Source organism: Lederbergia panacisoli, assembly GCF_024626525.1.
Lineage (GTDB): Bacteria > Bacillota > Bacilli > Bacillales > Bacillaceae_C > Lederbergia > Lederbergia panacisoli.
The window spans coordinates 19,401-35,386 of sequence record NZ_JANJGU010000003.1 but is presented as its reverse complement, the minus strand read 5'-3'; the positions used below and the strand labels follow the sequence as shown (position 1 = coordinate 35,386).

Genomic DNA, 15,986 nt, shown 5'->3' with positions numbered 1-15,986 from the left:
CATATCTTCACAACACATTTGTTTACCAGTCAAATAAACACAAATAGAATATCATTACCATAATCAAGCCGTCAATTAATAATAGATTAAGAGCTTAAGTATTTACTGTATTTAAATAGAAAGAAGAATGTTTGAAAAGGTGAATACGCTTTATCTTTGTTAACAGGGGGATCAATATGATTACTGGCGATGCAGCCTATATAAAGAAATTAAATAGAGGCTTGATTTTGAGTCAAATAATTGAATATAACAAGATATCTCGGGCTGACTTATCCAAAGTTACAGGCTTGAATAAAGCAACTGTATCTGTTCAGGTATCTGACTTATTGGAAGAAAATTTACTGATTGAGGAACAGCTTGAACATAATAATTTGGGCAGAAGACCTATCCTTCTTTCTTTAAATAGAAAAGCTGGATATGCATTAGGGATTGACCTTGATAAGAATCAGATCATTTTTACATTATCAGATATGCTTGGCTTTCCTACCCATATTGAAATCGTACAATTACAAACAAGAAATTATGATGATATACTTGAAATTCTAATCGAGTATATTATTGATATTAAAAAAAAGTGCCAAGGAAGTACTTTTGGACTAATTGGTGTAACCGTAGGTATTCACGGACTTGTATCGAAGGATGAAAAAATCCTCTTTTTCCCGCATCTTCAATGGCGTAACAAAAATATAAAAGAATCCCTTGAGAAAAAGGCGGATGTGACTGTTTTCATAGAAAATAATGCAAACTTGACCGCTTTTGCAGAAAAAGTGTTCAAGCATAATAAGAGTAATAACGTTATCAGCATCTCTATGCATTCTGGAATTGGCTTAGGAATGATCATGAACGGTGAAATCCATCAAGGCTTCCATGGTTATGCAGGTGAAATCGGGCATATGATTGTGGTACCAGATGGAAAAACGTGTGCTTGCGGCAATCAAGGATGTTGGGAAATATATGCATCCGAAGCTACTTTTTTTAAGCAATTAGGGGAAAACCTTAACCGCTCCAATGCAGATTACTATGATATCCAGTCTTGGTTAAAATCCGGAGACAAAGACGTAAGCGAACAAATGGAGCAGCTAATTAAATACATTGCAATCGGATTGAATAATATCATTAACATGTATAATCCTGAAATCATTGTACTAAATTCTGAGCTGCTGCGTTTAAATCCAGACGCAATAAGACAAATTGAAAGTCGCCTAAATTCAAATATTAGCCAATATGGCAGGCTGCTTATTTCCGAACTAGGTAAGCAAGCTTGCGTCATGGGAGCTTGTGCCTTCTCAATAAAAAAATTCTTACAAATTCCAGAGCTGAATTTGCAAATAAACATAAACAAAACCCGGTTGAAATAATTCTCCCGGGTTTTGTTATGTTTATTTATTATCCATCCATTCAGTATGGAATATACCTTCCTTATCAAGGCGCTCATACGTGTGGGCACCAAAATAATCACGCTGCGCTTGCAATAAATTGGCAGGCAGTGTTTCAGTACGATAACTATCATAATAAGCAATTGCGCTTGAGAAACAAGGAACTGCAATCCCACGTTCAACCGCAATGGAGATTACTTTCCGAAGAGCCTGCTGGTAGCTTTCAACAATCTCTTTAAAATATGGATCAAGCATTAAGTTCGCTAAGTTCGAATCACGATCATACGCATCCTTAATTTTTTGCAAGAATTGCGCACGAATGATACATCCGCCTCTGAAGATCATGGCGATATCACCGTATTTTAAATCCCAGCTATATTCTTCTGAAGCTGCTCGCATTTGTGCAAACCCTTGGGCATAAGAACAAATTTTACTCATATATAATGCTTTACGAACCGCTTCAATCAGCTCTTTTCTATCCTCTTCAAAAGTGGCTGTTTCTGGTCCGTTCAATACTTTGCTTGCCTCTACGCGCTCATCTTTCATTGCAGAAATAAAGCGTGCAAATACGGATTCTGTAATGAGCGGAAGTGGAACGCCCAAATCTAATGCATTTTGACTCGTCCATTTACCCGTACCTTTTTGACCAGCCGTATCTTTAATCACGTCAACTAAAGGCTTACCAGTCTCCTCATCTGTTTTTGCAAAAATATCAGCTGTAATCTCAATGAGGTAGCTATCCAGCTCGCCCTTATTCCAGTCGGAGAATACTTCATGCAACTCGTCTGCATTCAGGCCTAAAATATTTTTCATAATAAAATAGGCTTCACAAATTAATTGCATGTCGCCGTATTCAATCCCGTTATGAACCATTTTCACATAGTGACCCGCTCCGTCTGGCCCTATATATGTACTGCAAGCTTCTCCATTTACTTTGGCAGAAATTGCCTGGAAGATTGGTTCAACTAAATCATACGCTTCCTTTTGTCCTCCTGGCATAATAGAAGGACCTGTAAGCGCCCCTTCTTCCCCACCAGAAACTCCTGTACCGATGAAATGAAGCCCCGCTTCACTTAATTCTTTGTTGCGACGAATGGTATCTTGGAAAAATGTATTTCCACCATCGATTAAAATATCGCCTTGTTCTAAGTGCGGCTTTAAAGATTCGATCGTAGCATCAGTGGCAGCTCCCGCTTTTACCATTAATAAAATTTTACGTGGCTTTTCCAATGAATTTACAAACTCTTCTATCGTTAAGGCACCGACAAAATTTTTACCCTTCGCTTCATTCTGCATGAAATCTTCCATTTTTTCAGAAGAACGGTTAAAAACGGCAACGGAATATCCCCGGCTTTCAATATTCAAAGCAAGGTTTTTCCCCATAACTGCCAAACCAATGACGCCTATTTGTTGTTTCGACAATTTTATTTCCTCCTTAAAGACTCATTCATAAATATATTTTATCATACAATGTCTTTTATGCGTTAACAACCTGAGTTGCTTATTCGTGATAAACATTTTAAAATTATTGGTAATACAATTAAAGGAGAATATAATGAACGTTTTAGTTGAATTGCAGAAAAGTGGTTTAGTGGCTGTCGTAAGGGAATCTAATTTGGAGAATATTGTTCCAATATGCGAAGCGCTTTATGAAGGTGGGATTCATGCACTGGAAATTACAGCTGAAACACCAAGAGTAGCTGCATTAATTGAAAAGGCAGCTGAAAAAATAGGAAATAAAATCCTGGTTGGTGCTGGTACAGTTCTTGATCCTGAAACAGCTAGGGCCGTTATTGCGGCAGGAGCTAAATTTGTCGTCTCCCCTACATTGAATATCGATACAATTAAAACCGTGAAACGCTATGGCATAGTAAGCATCCCGGGTGCCTTAACTCCGACAGAAATCTTAACTGCATACGAACATGGCGCAGATATGATTAAAGTTTTTCCGGCGAATGTATTTGGACCGGGCTATGTAAAAAGCATACATGGACCGATGCCGCAAATTCCTTTAATGGTAACTGGTGGAATTAACCTCGATAATATGAAGGATTATTTGAAAAACGGGGCAGCCGCAATTGGAATTGGCAGTAACCTCGTCAATCCGAAAAAGTTAAAAACAGAAGCCGATTATGAAGAGTTGACACAACAGTCGAAGCTATATCGTATGGCATTTGATGAAGCAAAATAGGTTTTCCCTTTTGGGAAGACCTTTTTTCTTTCAATAAAAAATCTCACATAATAACCATAGCAAAATTATAATCAGTCTGTTATAATAATTATTGTAAGTTACATACCAATATATCGGAGGTGCACGTTTCATGAATGAGAATGAGAAGAAGCAAATGAAAAAGCTAACGACTGCTGCAGGTGCTCCAGTTATTGACAATCAGAATTCTATGACGGCTGGTCCAAGAGGTCCTGTCTTGCTGCAAGATGTCTGGTTAATTGAAAAACTTGCTCATTTTGACAGAGAGGTCATCCCTGAAAGACGTATGCATGCTAAAGGATCAGGAGCATACGGTACATTTACCGTTACAAATGACATTACACAATATACAAAAGCAAGAATTTTCTCAGAAGTTGGTAAACAAACAGAAATGTTCGCACGTTTTTCTACCGTTGCAGGTGAGCGTGGTGCTGCTGACGCTGAGCGTGATATTCGCGGATTTGCCTTGAAATTTTACACTGAGCAAGGAAACTGGGATCTAGTCGGTAATAATACACCCGTGTTTTTCTTTAGAGATCCTTTAAATTTCCCAGATCTCAACCATGCAGTTAAGCGTGACCCGAGAACAAATATGCGAAGTGCAAAAAACAATTGGGATTTCTGGACTTCTTTACCTGAAGCTCTGCATCAAGTTACAATTGTTATGAGTGATCGTGGAATTCCAAAATCATATCGTCACATGCATGGATTCGGAAGCCATACATACAGCATGATCAATGCTCAAAACGAACGCTACTGGGTAAAATTCCATTTCCGTTCCGGGCAAGGTATTGAAAACTTAACTGATGCTGAAGCGGAAGCTCTTATCGGTAAGGATCGCGAATCCCACCAAAAAGATTTATATGAAGCAATAGAAAATGGCGACTTCCCGAAATGGAAAATGTATATCCAAGTCATGACTGAAGAAGAAGCAGAAAACATGCCTTATAATCCATTTGACCTTACGAAAGTTTGGTATAAAGGGGATTTCCCTCTGATTGAAGTTGGAGAATTCGTGTTGAATCGAAATCCAGCAAACTATTTTGCTGAAGTTGAACAAGCTGCATTTACTCCAGCTAATGTTGTTCCAGGGATTGGCTTCTCACCAGACAAAATGCTGCAAGGTAGATTATTCTCATATGGAGATGCTCAGCGATATCGCTTAGGCGTAAACCATCATCAAATTCCGGTAAATGCTCCTAAGTGTCCATTCCACAGTTTCCACCGCGATGGACAAATGAGAGTCGATGGCAATCTAGGCAGCACAATGCACTATGAGCCTAATAGCTATGGCGAATGGGAATCGCAGCCGGATTTTACAGAGCCACCGCTAAAAATAAGCGGCGATGCGGCAAACTGGAATTTCCGCGATGATGACGATCAATATTTCACACAACCTGGTCTTCTCTTTAATAAAATGGATGATGACCAGAAGGAAGTACTTTTTGAAAATACTGCCCGAGCCATGGGCGACGCTCCAAAAGAAATTAAAATTAGACACATCGTTCATTGCTACAAAGCAGACCCTGCCTATGGTGAGGGTGTAGCAAAAGCACTCGGCATCCCGATGAGTGAAGCCGGCATTGCTGTTAGTGAAGTTTAATATTCTTTAAGAGAGACTGAGACGGCATTAGTGCTGTCTCTTTTTTCATAAAAAAATTACAGTTTTGAACTTTAATATGCCAATTGATTGTGAGACTGACCCAAGACGGAAATTAGGGTTCTATCTCTTACCGGGGCGATTGGACCTGGATCGTACCGATAAACAGGATTCTCCCTCTTTTCCGGTGCGATTGGACCAGGTCAAAAAGAAAACAAGCTTCTATCTCATTTCCGCTACGGTTGGACATGAATCGCACCGATAAACAGGATTCTCCCTCTTTTGCGGGGCGATTGGACCTGGTCAAAAAGAAAACAAGCTTCTATCTCATTTCCGCTACGGTTGGACATGAATCGAAGCGGAAACCCAAGCCTCTATCCCATTTCCATCGTGATTGATCACCTTCTACAGAAACAATGGATTAACATAGTGCAGCGCCCCGAACTATTTTTGATAAAAATAGTTCCTTCCAACAAAAAAGACTCCCAAAATAATCATCATTTTGAGAGTCTCGTTGTTGTTGTTTAAATTATTATGCTAAGAAATCTGTTGGTTGATTCATTGGCAGGGCTTCTGGTCTGCCGCAGCCACTTGAAATTTCGATATGTTGTCCTTTTTCTGCTGCATCGATAAACGCATGCATGATGTCTAATACATGGAACGCCAATTCTCCGCTTGCACGGTTTGCACGGCCTGTTCGAATGGCATTAGCCATGTCCGCAGCTCCGATTCCCCTGCTGTTTTCCTTAAAGCTATGAGTCAGTGGGATTTCAGTCCACTGTCCCTCTCCTTGTCTTTTCACATAAATTGGGCCGCCGAATGTATTCGGGTCAGGAACAATCAAAGTTCCAGTCGTTCCGTAAATTTCAATTCTTGGAAGTTGGGAACCCCATACATCGAAGCTAGTTGTAATGGAACCAATTGCTCCATTTTCAAATTCAAAGACGCCTGAAATATGAGTTGGGATTTCTACAGGTACCTTCTCCCCTGCTCTCGGCCCAGATTTAATCGTTCTTTCTGGATAAGTAGCTCTTGCAGAACCAGTAACGCGTTTGATCGGTCCGATTAAATTAATCAGCGCAGTCAAATAGTAAGGTCCCATATCAAACATCGGTCCTCCACCCTCAACATAGAAGAAATCAGGGTTTGGATGGAAGCTTTCAGGTCCGCTTCCCATCATAAATGCACTTGCTGCAATCGGTTCACCTATCCAGCCGTCATCGATCAGCTTCCTACATGTTTGAAGCCCGCCGCCCAGAAATGTGTCTGGTGCAGAACCAACATAGAGGCCTTTACTTTTAGCCAGTTCTAAAATTTTCTTACCGTCTTCTCGTGTAACGGCAAGTGGTTTTTCAACAAAAACGTGTTTGCCTGCTTCAAGTGCTTGTAAACAAATTGGAGCATGGGCTGTAGGAATGGTTAAATTAATGACCATTTCAATTTCATCATCTGCTAACAGTTCCTCAGGTGAATATGCCTTCGGAATTCCAAATTGCTCAGCACGTGCTTTCGCGCTGTCGAGATTAATGTCCGCAACTGCAATAACGTCAAGGTTTTGAAAAGTTTCCTTCGTATTTTTTATGTAAATTTCGCTGATCATGCCGCAACCAATAATGCCTATCTTTACTTTTTCCATTTTGTTATCCCCCACAATGATGTCATATGCTGCCCCGGAATCCCCGGGGCACATGTTCATTAAACGTTTTCTACTAAACGCATTTGTTTTACATTTACCCAGCCGCGTGTTTCAACTGATTTTTCAATCGCAGTCAATATTTCTTGATTCCTTATGCCGTCCTCAAAATTAGGGGCTGGGCTATTTCCTTCAGAAATTCCCTTCATCAATTCAGTCATTAGGTTAATAAAGGTATGTTCGTAGCCAATGATATGTCCTGCTGGCCAGTAGGCACCTGCAAACGGATGGTGCTCCTCAGTACAGGTGATGTTTCTGAAGCCTTGAAGTCCTTCTTCATCGTCTGCAAAATAAACTTCCAAATTGTTCATCTGTTCCATATCCCAACGAATCGAACCTTTTGATCCGTTAATTTCGAAACGATTTCCATTTCGGTTTCCACCTGCAAATCTTGTCGCTTCAAAAACTCCCATTGCTCCATTTTCAAAACGAACTAAGAACGCAGAAGCATCATCAACATCTACTTCTTCCATTTCTGTACTTTCAGATTTCGCACTTAATCCGCCACTTGAATCCGCAACAGGACGCTCCTTAATAAAGGTTTCCATCATGCCAGTCACTTCTTCAAACTCTCCAACTAGGAATCGGGCCATGTCGATACTGTGTGCTGCGATATCACCTAGCGCTCCCGATCCAGTTACTTCTTTTTTCAAACGCCAAACACTTGGAAACTTCGGATCCATGATCCAATCTTGCAAATATGTTGCACGCATATGATAAATTTTACCCAATCTACCTTCTTGAATCAATTTTTTTGCAAATTGTACGGCTGGTGCAAAACGATAATTATGGCAAATCATATGGATGACATTATTCTTTTTCACGGCATTGTACATACGCTGGGCATCCTCTAACGTTAGTGCAAGTGGTTTTTCACAAAGAATATGCTTTCCAGCTTCTGCAGCGGCAATGGCAATTTCTGCATGTGTATTATTCGGAGTGACGATATCTATTAAATCAATATCATCCCGCTCAATTAATCTTCTCCAGTCCGTCTCATATGTTGCAAAGCCCATTTTCTCAGCAGCTTCTTTTACCCCTTCTTCATCACGTCCTGCTACAGCCTGAAGGACAGGTTCTACATCGCAATCAAAATAGAATGGGAGATCGCGATACGCGTGTGTATGCGCCTTCCCCATAAACTTATAACCAACCATTCCAATTCTAATCTTCTTTTTTACGCCCACCAAATTTCACCGATCCTTTCTTTAATAAGCAAATTTTGTAGGAAAGAAGCTGCTTTTTGGAAACCTTCTTCCACTGACATCAAACTATCCTCATGTTCGATACTGATAACGCCATCATATCCTACAAGTTGAAGAGTGCTGATGATCTTTCTCCATGTTTCCTCTCCATGACCATAACCAACTGTCCTGAAAATCCAAGAACGATTTAATTCATCGCGATAACTTTTTGTATCAAGCACACCGTTAGCAGCGGTATTTTGAGCATCGATTCCAGTATCTTTAGCATGGAAATGGTATAAAGCTCCCGCTTTAGCTAAATCTTTGATCCCAACAATCGGGTCCATGTTTTGCCAGAATAAATGGCTAGGATCGAAGTTTACGCCGATATTATCCCCGCACTCCTCACGCAGCCGTAACATCGTTTCTGTATTGTATACGACAAATCCTGGGTGAGGTTCTATCGCAACACGTACTCCATGCGCTTTTAAAAATTGATCTTGTTCCTTCCAGTAAGGAATTACCTTTTCCTCCCACTGCCAGTCAAGAACTTTTCCAAAATCTTCAGGCCATGGGCAGGTGACCCATGAAGGGTTGAGCGAATGTTCCGATTCGCCAGGACACCCCGAGAAAGTGATAACTGTATCGACACCTAGTTTTGCTGCCAACTTAACGGAATTTTGAAAATCTTCATGATGCTGATTGGCAATTTCTTTATTTGGATGCAGCGGATTTCCGTGACAGCTAAGAGCACTGATTTCCAATCCCCTACTTTTAATAGCTTCTTTAAATATGTTTAGTTTCCCCTGATCTTCTAGCAAACTAGCCGCGTCACAGTGAGCATTGCCGGGATATCCACCAGTTCCAATTTCAATGGCTTGCAATCCGCTTTCTGCAACATAATCCAACGTTTCTTCAAAGCTTTTTTGAGCAAATAAAACTGAAAAAACACCTAACTTCAAATTCCTCACTCCTTGAAAATTAGTTGTATGAACTTTGATTAGCGAATAGACAAAGTATGTATAACCATGAAGCTATTATCTATTAAGATACCATATAAAGAACTAGATGAAAACCTTTTCAAAATTAATTTCTTTTAACTTATGATAGGTAAACTATTTAAAGAGGAAAAAGCATTTGCTATCTTTCTTGCAAATTGCAAAGGGGGCTCCACTGATTGAATGTGAATATATAATATATGGGGCTTCATTAAGATCCAATGATTATGCAGAGCACTGATAATTAAGCCTTGCTGAACAATTGAATACATAAATGAAGGAACTTCTTCTTCTAAAATAGCAATCTCTGCTAGGTTAAGGGCATTTCCGTATTGATCAAGCGCTTCGAATGATATACCTACTGGTACAACCGAAGTGCTCGTCCGCCCTTGAACCGAGACGGAAAAATTACGATGCATGGAGACAGAACAAACACCATGATTGATTGTACTTTTCGCATGGAAAATGGCGGCAAATTGCTCACAAAGACTCGTATTTCTATTCAAGTTCATACCCTCCCAATAATAATGCCCTCGTCCTAATCTATGTTTTCAACTCATGCGTTATGTAGAAAAAACCAAACAATGTTTGGTTTAAATTGTAAAAATATCTATCCATATTTTGACTGCCGTCATTAATATCAATACTGCCAGCATCACTTGCAATATTTTTGTATTCATTTTTTTACCTATATTGGCACCGATAGGCGCTGCTATTAAACTAGCAATAATCATAATTAAGGCTGGAAAGTAATCAACTTGTCCAGTTGCAATTTTCCCAGCAGTTGAACCTATTGATGAAATAAATGTAATCGCAAGTGAAGAAGCAATCGTCATTCGAGTTGGTATTTTTAAGACAACTAGCATAATCGGTACAAGAAGAAATGCCCCCGCTGCCCCAACAATCCCGGCACCAATTCCAACAATCAGGGCCAATCCCGCGGCTAGCCATTTATTAAAATTGACTTTGTTAAGCGGAATATCATCGATTCCCTTTTTGGGAATAAACATCATTACAGCAGCAAGTAATGCTAGAATTCCATAAATAAGGTTAATCCCATTCTCGGACATTAGCTTTGATCCAAAACCACCAAGAAAGCTTCCAAGAAGTATACTTATCCCCATATAGATAATTAACTTTTTATTTAAGTAGCCGCCTTTTTGATAAGCCCAAACCCCGCTGATCGTTGCAAAAAAGACCTGAACAGCACTTATCCCGGCTACTTCGTGAGCACTGAATGCTGCCAACCCAAATAAAGGAGGAATAAATAAAAGCATCGGATACTTTATAATCGATCCACCTATACCAAGCATGCCCGACAAAAAAGAACCAATGAATCCAATTAAGAAAATGACAATGACAAAATCCATATAACGCTCCTCTCTAAAATGAAACTCCAACTATGCTGAATTGTTTGGGAATTGTTTGGGTGCCTGGCACCCAAACAATTCTCAAACAATTCTCAAAAAAATCTTGAGCAATTAACGAACTGCACAGCGATTTGGTCCAATTTCCATTTCACGTTGTTCTTCTTCGGGTGGTGATATTTTTCCCATGTTCGTTTGGCGTATTTCTTGGTATGCATTAGGCTGGGGAGGGAGGTTTTCGGTTACTAGTTTTCTGAATTCGTTCTCATCTGCAATATTTAATCCATGATTTTTTGCCAAAAGGTCACTCATTTTAGCTGAAACGCTGCCGTCTGGGTTCAATTCTTCAATGATCATAAAGTGTGCCGGCAAGACGATAAGTTCGGTTGATAAATTTTTGTATCGTGCATAGAGGGTTTCGCGCAAATCCCCCACCCAATCTTCCGCCTTTCCAGCAAGATCCGGACGGCCAATTGAATCAATGAATAATATATCTCCCGTCATTAAGAACGTGTCGTCGACTATAAATGAAGTAGATCCAATTGTATGCCCTGGAGAATAAAGGGCATTAATTTCAATCGTGGAATTTCCAATTATGATCTTTTCCCCATCTTCTAATGGACTGTAATTGAAGACCACCTCTTCCGCATCTTTAGGTGGAAGCCAATAAGATGCGCCTGTCGCTTCGGCGATTTTTCTTCCTCCGGATATATGATCCGCATGAAGATGTGTATCTAGGACGTGCTTAATTTTTACTTGCTGTTGCTCAGCGAAGTTAAGAAAAACATCCGTCATACGTGTTGCATCTATAATCGCAGCCTCTCCATTAGATAAAATCATATATGATAGGCAGCCCTTTCCAATGCGAACGAATTGGAATAGTTCTCCCCCGTTTTTCAATTCACCAATTTTTACAGGCTCTAAATGTTCACTCCATGCCTTCATTCCACCCTCTAAATATGAGACATTAAATCCTTGTTCAGATAACATGTCTGCCACCATAATCGATGATCCTTCTTTAGCACACACAACGAGGATATCTTGTTTTGAAGGCAGCTGATTGATCATCTCTTCGACTCCATCCAATAAATCAAAATAGGGAACATTCAAATATTCGAAGTTTTCCCCTTCTATTTTCCAATCTTGAAAATCATTTTCGTTACGAACATCTAGTATAAATAGTTTTTCGTTATTAAAAACTTTTTGTGTCAATTCATGTGGACTCATTGCATTTACTGACATCTTATTTCACCAGCCCCTCTTTCCAAGCACTCATGCCCGGGACAACATTTTTTATGTTCCTAAATCCATTTGCGGCAAGTTTATGAGCCGCCAAATCGCTTCGATTTCCTGAACGGCAAATTACAAAAATTTCATCTTCTTTATTCAATTCATTCATTCTTGAATCGAGTTCTCCCAATGGAATGGAAATAGATCCCTCAATACGATTAAAAGCATATTCCGCTTCCTCTCTAACATCTAACAGAACAATATTTCCTTCCTTCAAAATTTCTATTAATTCTTTATTGCCAATTACATGAGGAAACCTTTTTTCATCTTTTTCCTCTGAAGGAGACTTGCGAATATAGTGTTTCAATGTATCCCCGTCTTCCAACGTCCCTAAATATTGGTGTCCGGTACGCTCAGACCATGCCTTAATATCTGACTTGGAGCCTTTATCCGTCGCTTGAACTTCCAACACTTGTCCCTTCTCTATTTCGTTGATTGCCTTTTTTGTCTTTATAACCGGCATAGGGCACACAAGCCCTATCGCATCGAGTACATAATCCGTTTTAATAGTCATCTAAATTACCTCCGCTACCCATAGGGGTATTTATTTGTTTAAAAAAATTTATTCCACTTCGCCTTCTTTTGTTGTATATTCCTTCATCACTTTTCCTCCATATAAAATATTAAATAAATAAGTTAACATTGCCATCCTCTGCATCCGCTAAATATGCAGCAACTCCGGCATATTCAATATCATTGAGTAATTCTTCCTTTTGTAATCCAAGCAAGTCCATCGTCATCGTACAAGCAACTAACTTAACTCCTTGTTCCTCGGCCATCTCAATTAATTGTGGCAGCGGAATGGCATTATGCTTTTTCATTACGCCTTTAATCATTTTAGGACCTATACCTGTAAAGTGCATTTTGGATAACCCCATTTTATCGGCACCACGCGGCATCATTTTACCAAACATTTTTTCCATAAAACTTTTCTTAACTGGGATTTGTTCATCCTTTCGCAAGGCATTCAATCCCCAGAAGGTATGGAAAATCGTAACTTCATGGTCGTATGCCGCTGCACCATTGGCAATAATATAAGCCGCCATCGCTTTATCATAATCTCCACTGAATAAAATTATGGTTGTACGTTTTTTCTCTGTCATTTTATCCTCCTCATATACATATAGGGGTATTTTTTTCATTAAAAAAAATTACTTCTTTTTTATATTAAATATAAAGACCCCGTTTTCTTCTGTACTACTTAAAAGCTCGTGCCCCTGAGATCCAGACCATGCAGTAATATCTGCTTTTGAACCTTTATCAGTAGCAAGAACTTGCAATATTTCCCCGCTTTCTAATTCACTGATTGCTTTTTTCGTCCTTACGACAGGCATAGGACATGCCAGCCCTTTTGCATCTAGTACTTTTGCGATATTCATTTTGCGCACCTCCATTTTATATACCAATACCGGCATGGGTATTATAATAACTAAAATAAAAGAGAGTGTCAACCCCTTTTATTTTTTACCTGCTTTTAACAAGCAAATCAACGGCTTCCTTTACGAAGTCTTCTGTATTTCGATCGCCACTCTCTTCAGCATGTCGTACACATTCAACAAGATTGGAACTTACAACAACACCTATCGTCCTATCGATTGCGGTTCTAGCAGCCGATAATTGAGTTATAACCTCTTTACAATCTTTATTTTCTTCCATCATCTTTAAGATGCCGCGGAGCTGACCTTCAATACGTTTTACTCTGTTTTTCATTTGATCATTGTATTCCATATGAACCACCTCCTCTTCCTTATGCATGTGAACATAATATACCCCTTTAGGTATTAAGTCAACAATGTTAAGAAAGTACCACCAATTGCACCCGTCACTACAATAACCCAAGGCGGAAGTTTCCAATAAACGAGCATGCTAAATAAAACGGCCGCAAACGCAAAATCAATAGGCTGCAAAATTGAGCTTGTCCAAATTGGCTTGTAAAATGCAGCAATTAAGATCCCTACTACTGCTGCATTTACTCCCATTAAGGCTCCTTTTATTTTTGGATTGCGACGTAGTTGATCCCAAAAAGGAAGGGTACCAAGGATAAGCAGAAAAGCAGGTAAGAAGATTGCAATAGTAGCGACCAAACCACCTAACCAACCGTTCATGACCGCTCCTAAATAAGCCGCAAAGGTAAACAATGGACCAGGTACAGCCTGTGCCGCTCCATATCCGGCAAGAAACGACTCTTCACTTAACCATCCGGTCGGTACAAATTCACGTTCCAGTAAAGGCAGCACTACATGCCCCCCGCCAAATACAAGTGAACCCGAACGATAAAAACTATCGAACATGGCAATCCAATCCAATGAACTGATTTCTCTTAGAATAGGCAACATAATCAATAAGCCAAAAAATAACGATAAGCAGATGATTCCAACTTTACGTGAAATAGGAAAATGAATTCTTGAATCGGCGTTTTCGCTATGGTTTTTGTAGATTGCAAAACCAATGAAAGCTGCCAGCAAAATAACCCCTACTTGTGTATAGGCTGTCTGCCACAATAAGATGATCACTAAAGCCATTAACGCAATAGCTTTTCGTGTTAAATCAGGTGTCAGCTTTTGAGCCATGCCTAAAATCGCGTGTGCCACTACTGCAACAGCAACCAATTTCAAGCCATGTATCCATCCGGCGTTCCCTATATCCACAGTTTTTAGAATAAGGGCAAATACGATTAAAGCAATCACTGAAGGAAGCGTAAATCCGAGAAATGAGATAATACCTCCCAAAATACCAGCACGCATGACCCCAATCCCAATTCCAACTTGACTGCTTGCCGGCCCAGGGAGGAATTGACATAAGGCGACTAAATCGGCATAACTCTTTTCATCCATCCATTTTCTTCGACGTATGTATTCTTCATGAAAATATCCTAAATGAGCAATTGGACCACCGAAAGATGTTAGTCCAAGCCTTGTTGAAACAAATAATATTTCTAGTAATGTTTTTATTGAAGTTTTCTGTAACATTCAAACCTTCTCCCCTAAAAAAATATAGAACTTCGAGATCGAAATTCTATCAATAGCTTATCATATGATGTTGGACATTTTTGGACATTTACACAATCTTAACAAACTAGGCAAGTGCTCCGGAAATAGCGTAAGGTTCCAAATCTAAATCAATTTCTTCTTTCAAAGCTAATTTTGCCAATATAAAACCGAGATAAGGCCCCATCGTAAGGCCAGAAGCACCTAGTCCGTTTGCAATTAAAACTCCTTCGTATCCTGGCAGTGAACCGATAACTGGCAAAAAGTTTGGTGTAAATGGACGAAATCCGACTCTTGCTTCAAGAATTTCGGCGTTTGATAAGCTAGGGGCAACTTGTATAGAGTAATTCAAAATTTCTTGTATACTTCCGGCCGTAACCTTGAGATCAAATCCCGTGTTTTTTTCATGAGTGGCACCAGCAACAATTCTTCCATCGCGAAATGGTACGATGTATTGGTTACCCGGAGGCATAATTACTGGCCATCGATTTGTATCAATATCTTGCAGTTTCATATGTAAAATCTGACCTTTTTGAAAATCAACTTGAAATTTGATTCCCAACGGCTCCAAAAGTTGGCTACCCCAAGCTCCTGCCGCCACGATGACGTTTTCTGCAAAATACGTCTCATCCTTCACCTTCGAACCTATCACTTTCATTCCGTCTAATACAAGTTCAGCATCTCCATATACAATGTTAGCTTCATGCCGCTCCGCCGATCTTAATAACGTGTCACGAAGCGCCCGACCATCAACACGTGCTGCACCGCTGACATGAACCGAGCCATATCCATCTGCAATTATGGGACATAATGCTTTCGTTTCTGATGGAGAAAGCACTTGTACCTCACCGATTTCAGGAGCATCTACACGTCGTTTCCGTGCTCTATTTTCCATTTCGATTAGCTTAGTGGAATCTGTATGTATGCTGATTGCCCCTACGCGAGCGTAGCCAGTGTTGGACTCACCTTCACTTTCCAGTTCTTTAATGAGGTCAGGGTAAAAGCTTGCTCCGCCTTTTGCAAGCCGATACCATGCCTGATTCCGTCTCTGTGATATCCATGGGCATACAATCCCTGCCGCAGCATCAGTCGCTTGCCCTTCATCTTTTCGATCGATAACCGTAACTGTGGCGCCTGTTTTTGCTAAATGATAAGCTGTTGAAGCACCTAAGATTCCAGCACCTATTACTATAAAATGATTCATAGAAAGCATCCCTCTCTTAATACTCACCCAAATAGTACTTGATGAATTGGAATTATGCCAGAAATCCATCAATAAAAA

At 39.8% G+C, this 15,986-nt stretch carries 16 protein-coding genes; 3 read left to right on the top strand and 13 right to left on the bottom strand.

Going from position 1 to position 15,986, the window contains the following annotated elements; genetic code table 11:
- The first annotated feature begins 176 nt into the window (after positions 1 to 176).
- Positions 177 to 1,358 carry an ROK family protein gene (locus NQ185_RS05845; RefSeq protein ID WP_257580656.1) on the top strand — a complete coding sequence of 394 codons (1,182 nt, stop codon included), beginning with the start codon at positions 177 to 179 and terminating at the stop codon, positions 1,356 to 1,358.
- Positions 1,359 to 1,379: 21 nt separating this feature from the next.
- On the opposite strand, the gene gnd is transcribed toward NQ185_RS05845, so the two are convergent.
- A complete protein-coding gene (gene gnd / locus NQ185_RS05840) occupies positions 1,380 to 2,798 on the bottom strand; it encodes an NADP-dependent phosphogluconate dehydrogenase (RefSeq protein ID WP_257580655.1) in 1,419 nt (472 codons plus the stop codon).
- A 133-nt stretch (positions 2,799 to 2,931) separates the two neighbouring features.
- Between gnd and NQ185_RS05835 the strand changes: the two genes are divergently transcribed.
- Entirely contained in the window at positions 2,932 to 3,567 is a 636-nt protein-coding gene (locus NQ185_RS05835) for a bifunctional 4-hydroxy-2-oxoglutarate aldolase/2-dehydro-3-deoxy-phosphogluconate aldolase (RefSeq protein ID WP_257580654.1), read from the top strand.
- Between the two features lie 130 nt (positions 3,568 to 3,697).
- A complete protein-coding gene (locus tag NQ185_RS05830; RefSeq protein ID WP_307000251.1) occupies positions 3,698 to 5,188 on the top strand; it encodes a catalase in 1,491 nt (496 codons plus the stop codon).
- Positions 5,189 to 5,717: 529 nt separating this feature from the next.
- Here NQ185_RS05830 and NQ185_RS05825 read toward each other — a convergent pair.
- The 12 genes from NQ185_RS05825 to NQ185_RS05770 all read right to left on the bottom strand — a co-directional run bounded on the left by NQ185_RS05825 (position 5,718) and on the right by NQ185_RS05770 (position 15,908).
- Positions 5,718 to 6,821, bottom strand: coding sequence for a Gfo/Idh/MocA family protein (locus NQ185_RS05825; protein WP_257580653.1), 1,104 nt, complete (start codon positions 6,819 to 6,821; stop codon positions 5,718 to 5,720).
- 59 nt (positions 6,822 to 6,880) lie between these two features.
- The gene (locus NQ185_RS05820) at positions 6,881 to 8,035 is read right to left on the bottom strand and encodes a Gfo/Idh/MocA family protein (protein WP_307000359.1); all 1,155 of its coding nucleotides are present in this window, start codon (positions 8,033 to 8,035) and stop codon (positions 6,881 to 6,883) included.
- A gap of 20 nt (positions 8,036 to 8,055) precedes the next feature.
- Positions 8,056 to 9,024, bottom strand: a complete 969-nt coding sequence (locus NQ185_RS05815) for a sugar phosphate isomerase/epimerase family protein (RefSeq protein WP_257580651.1) — start codon at positions 9,022 to 9,024, stop codon at positions 8,056 to 8,058.
- A gap of 134 nt (positions 9,025 to 9,158) precedes the next feature.
- Positions 9,159 to 9,566 carry a DUF1259 domain-containing protein gene (locus tag NQ185_RS05810; RefSeq protein WP_373370782.1) on the bottom strand — a complete coding sequence of 136 codons (408 nt, stop codon included), beginning with the start codon at positions 9,564 to 9,566 and terminating at the stop codon, positions 9,159 to 9,161.
- A gap of 87 nt (positions 9,567 to 9,653) precedes the next feature.
- Positions 9,654 to 10,430, bottom strand: a complete 777-nt coding sequence (locus NQ185_RS05805; protein ID WP_257580649.1) for a sulfite exporter TauE/SafE family protein — start codon at positions 10,428 to 10,430, stop codon at positions 9,654 to 9,656.
- Between the two features lie 111 nt (positions 10,431 to 10,541).
- Positions 10,542 to 11,669, bottom strand: coding sequence for an MBL fold metallo-hydrolase (locus NQ185_RS05800; protein WP_257580648.1), 1,128 nt, complete (start codon positions 11,667 to 11,669; stop codon positions 10,542 to 10,544).
- Position 11,670: 1 nt separating this feature from the next.
- Positions 11,671 to 12,231, bottom strand: a complete 561-nt coding sequence (locus NQ185_RS05795; protein ID WP_257580647.1) for a sulfurtransferase TusA family protein — start codon at positions 12,229 to 12,231, stop codon at positions 11,671 to 11,673.
- A 109-nt stretch (positions 12,232 to 12,340) separates the two neighbouring features.
- Positions 12,341 to 12,820 carry a DsrE/DsrF/DrsH-like family protein gene (locus tag NQ185_RS05790; protein WP_257580646.1) on the bottom strand — a complete coding sequence of 160 codons (480 nt, stop codon included), beginning with the start codon at positions 12,818 to 12,820 and terminating at the stop codon, positions 12,341 to 12,343.
- A 48-nt stretch (positions 12,821 to 12,868) separates the two neighbouring features.
- The gene (locus tag NQ185_RS05785; RefSeq protein WP_257580645.1) at positions 12,869 to 13,096 is read right to left on the bottom strand and encodes a sulfurtransferase TusA family protein; all 228 of its coding nucleotides are present in this window, start codon (positions 13,094 to 13,096) and stop codon (positions 12,869 to 12,871) included.
- A gap of 85 nt (positions 13,097 to 13,181) precedes the next feature.
- On the bottom strand, positions 13,182 to 13,445 hold the full coding sequence (locus NQ185_RS05780; protein WP_257580644.1) for a metal-sensitive transcriptional regulator: 264 nt from the start codon (positions 13,443 to 13,445) through the stop codon (positions 13,182 to 13,184).
- A 53-nt stretch (positions 13,446 to 13,498) separates the two neighbouring features.
- Positions 13,499 to 14,686: a chromate transporter gene (locus NQ185_RS05775; protein WP_257580643.1), complete on the bottom strand. Its 1,188-nt coding sequence runs from the start codon at positions 14,684 to 14,686 to the stop codon at positions 13,499 to 13,501.
- Positions 14,687 to 14,792: 106 nt separating this feature from the next.
- Positions 14,793 to 15,908, bottom strand: coding sequence for an NAD(P)/FAD-dependent oxidoreductase (locus NQ185_RS05770; RefSeq protein ID WP_257580642.1), 1,116 nt, complete (start codon positions 15,906 to 15,908; stop codon positions 14,793 to 14,795).
- Positions 15,909 to 15,986 lie beyond the last annotated feature (78 nt).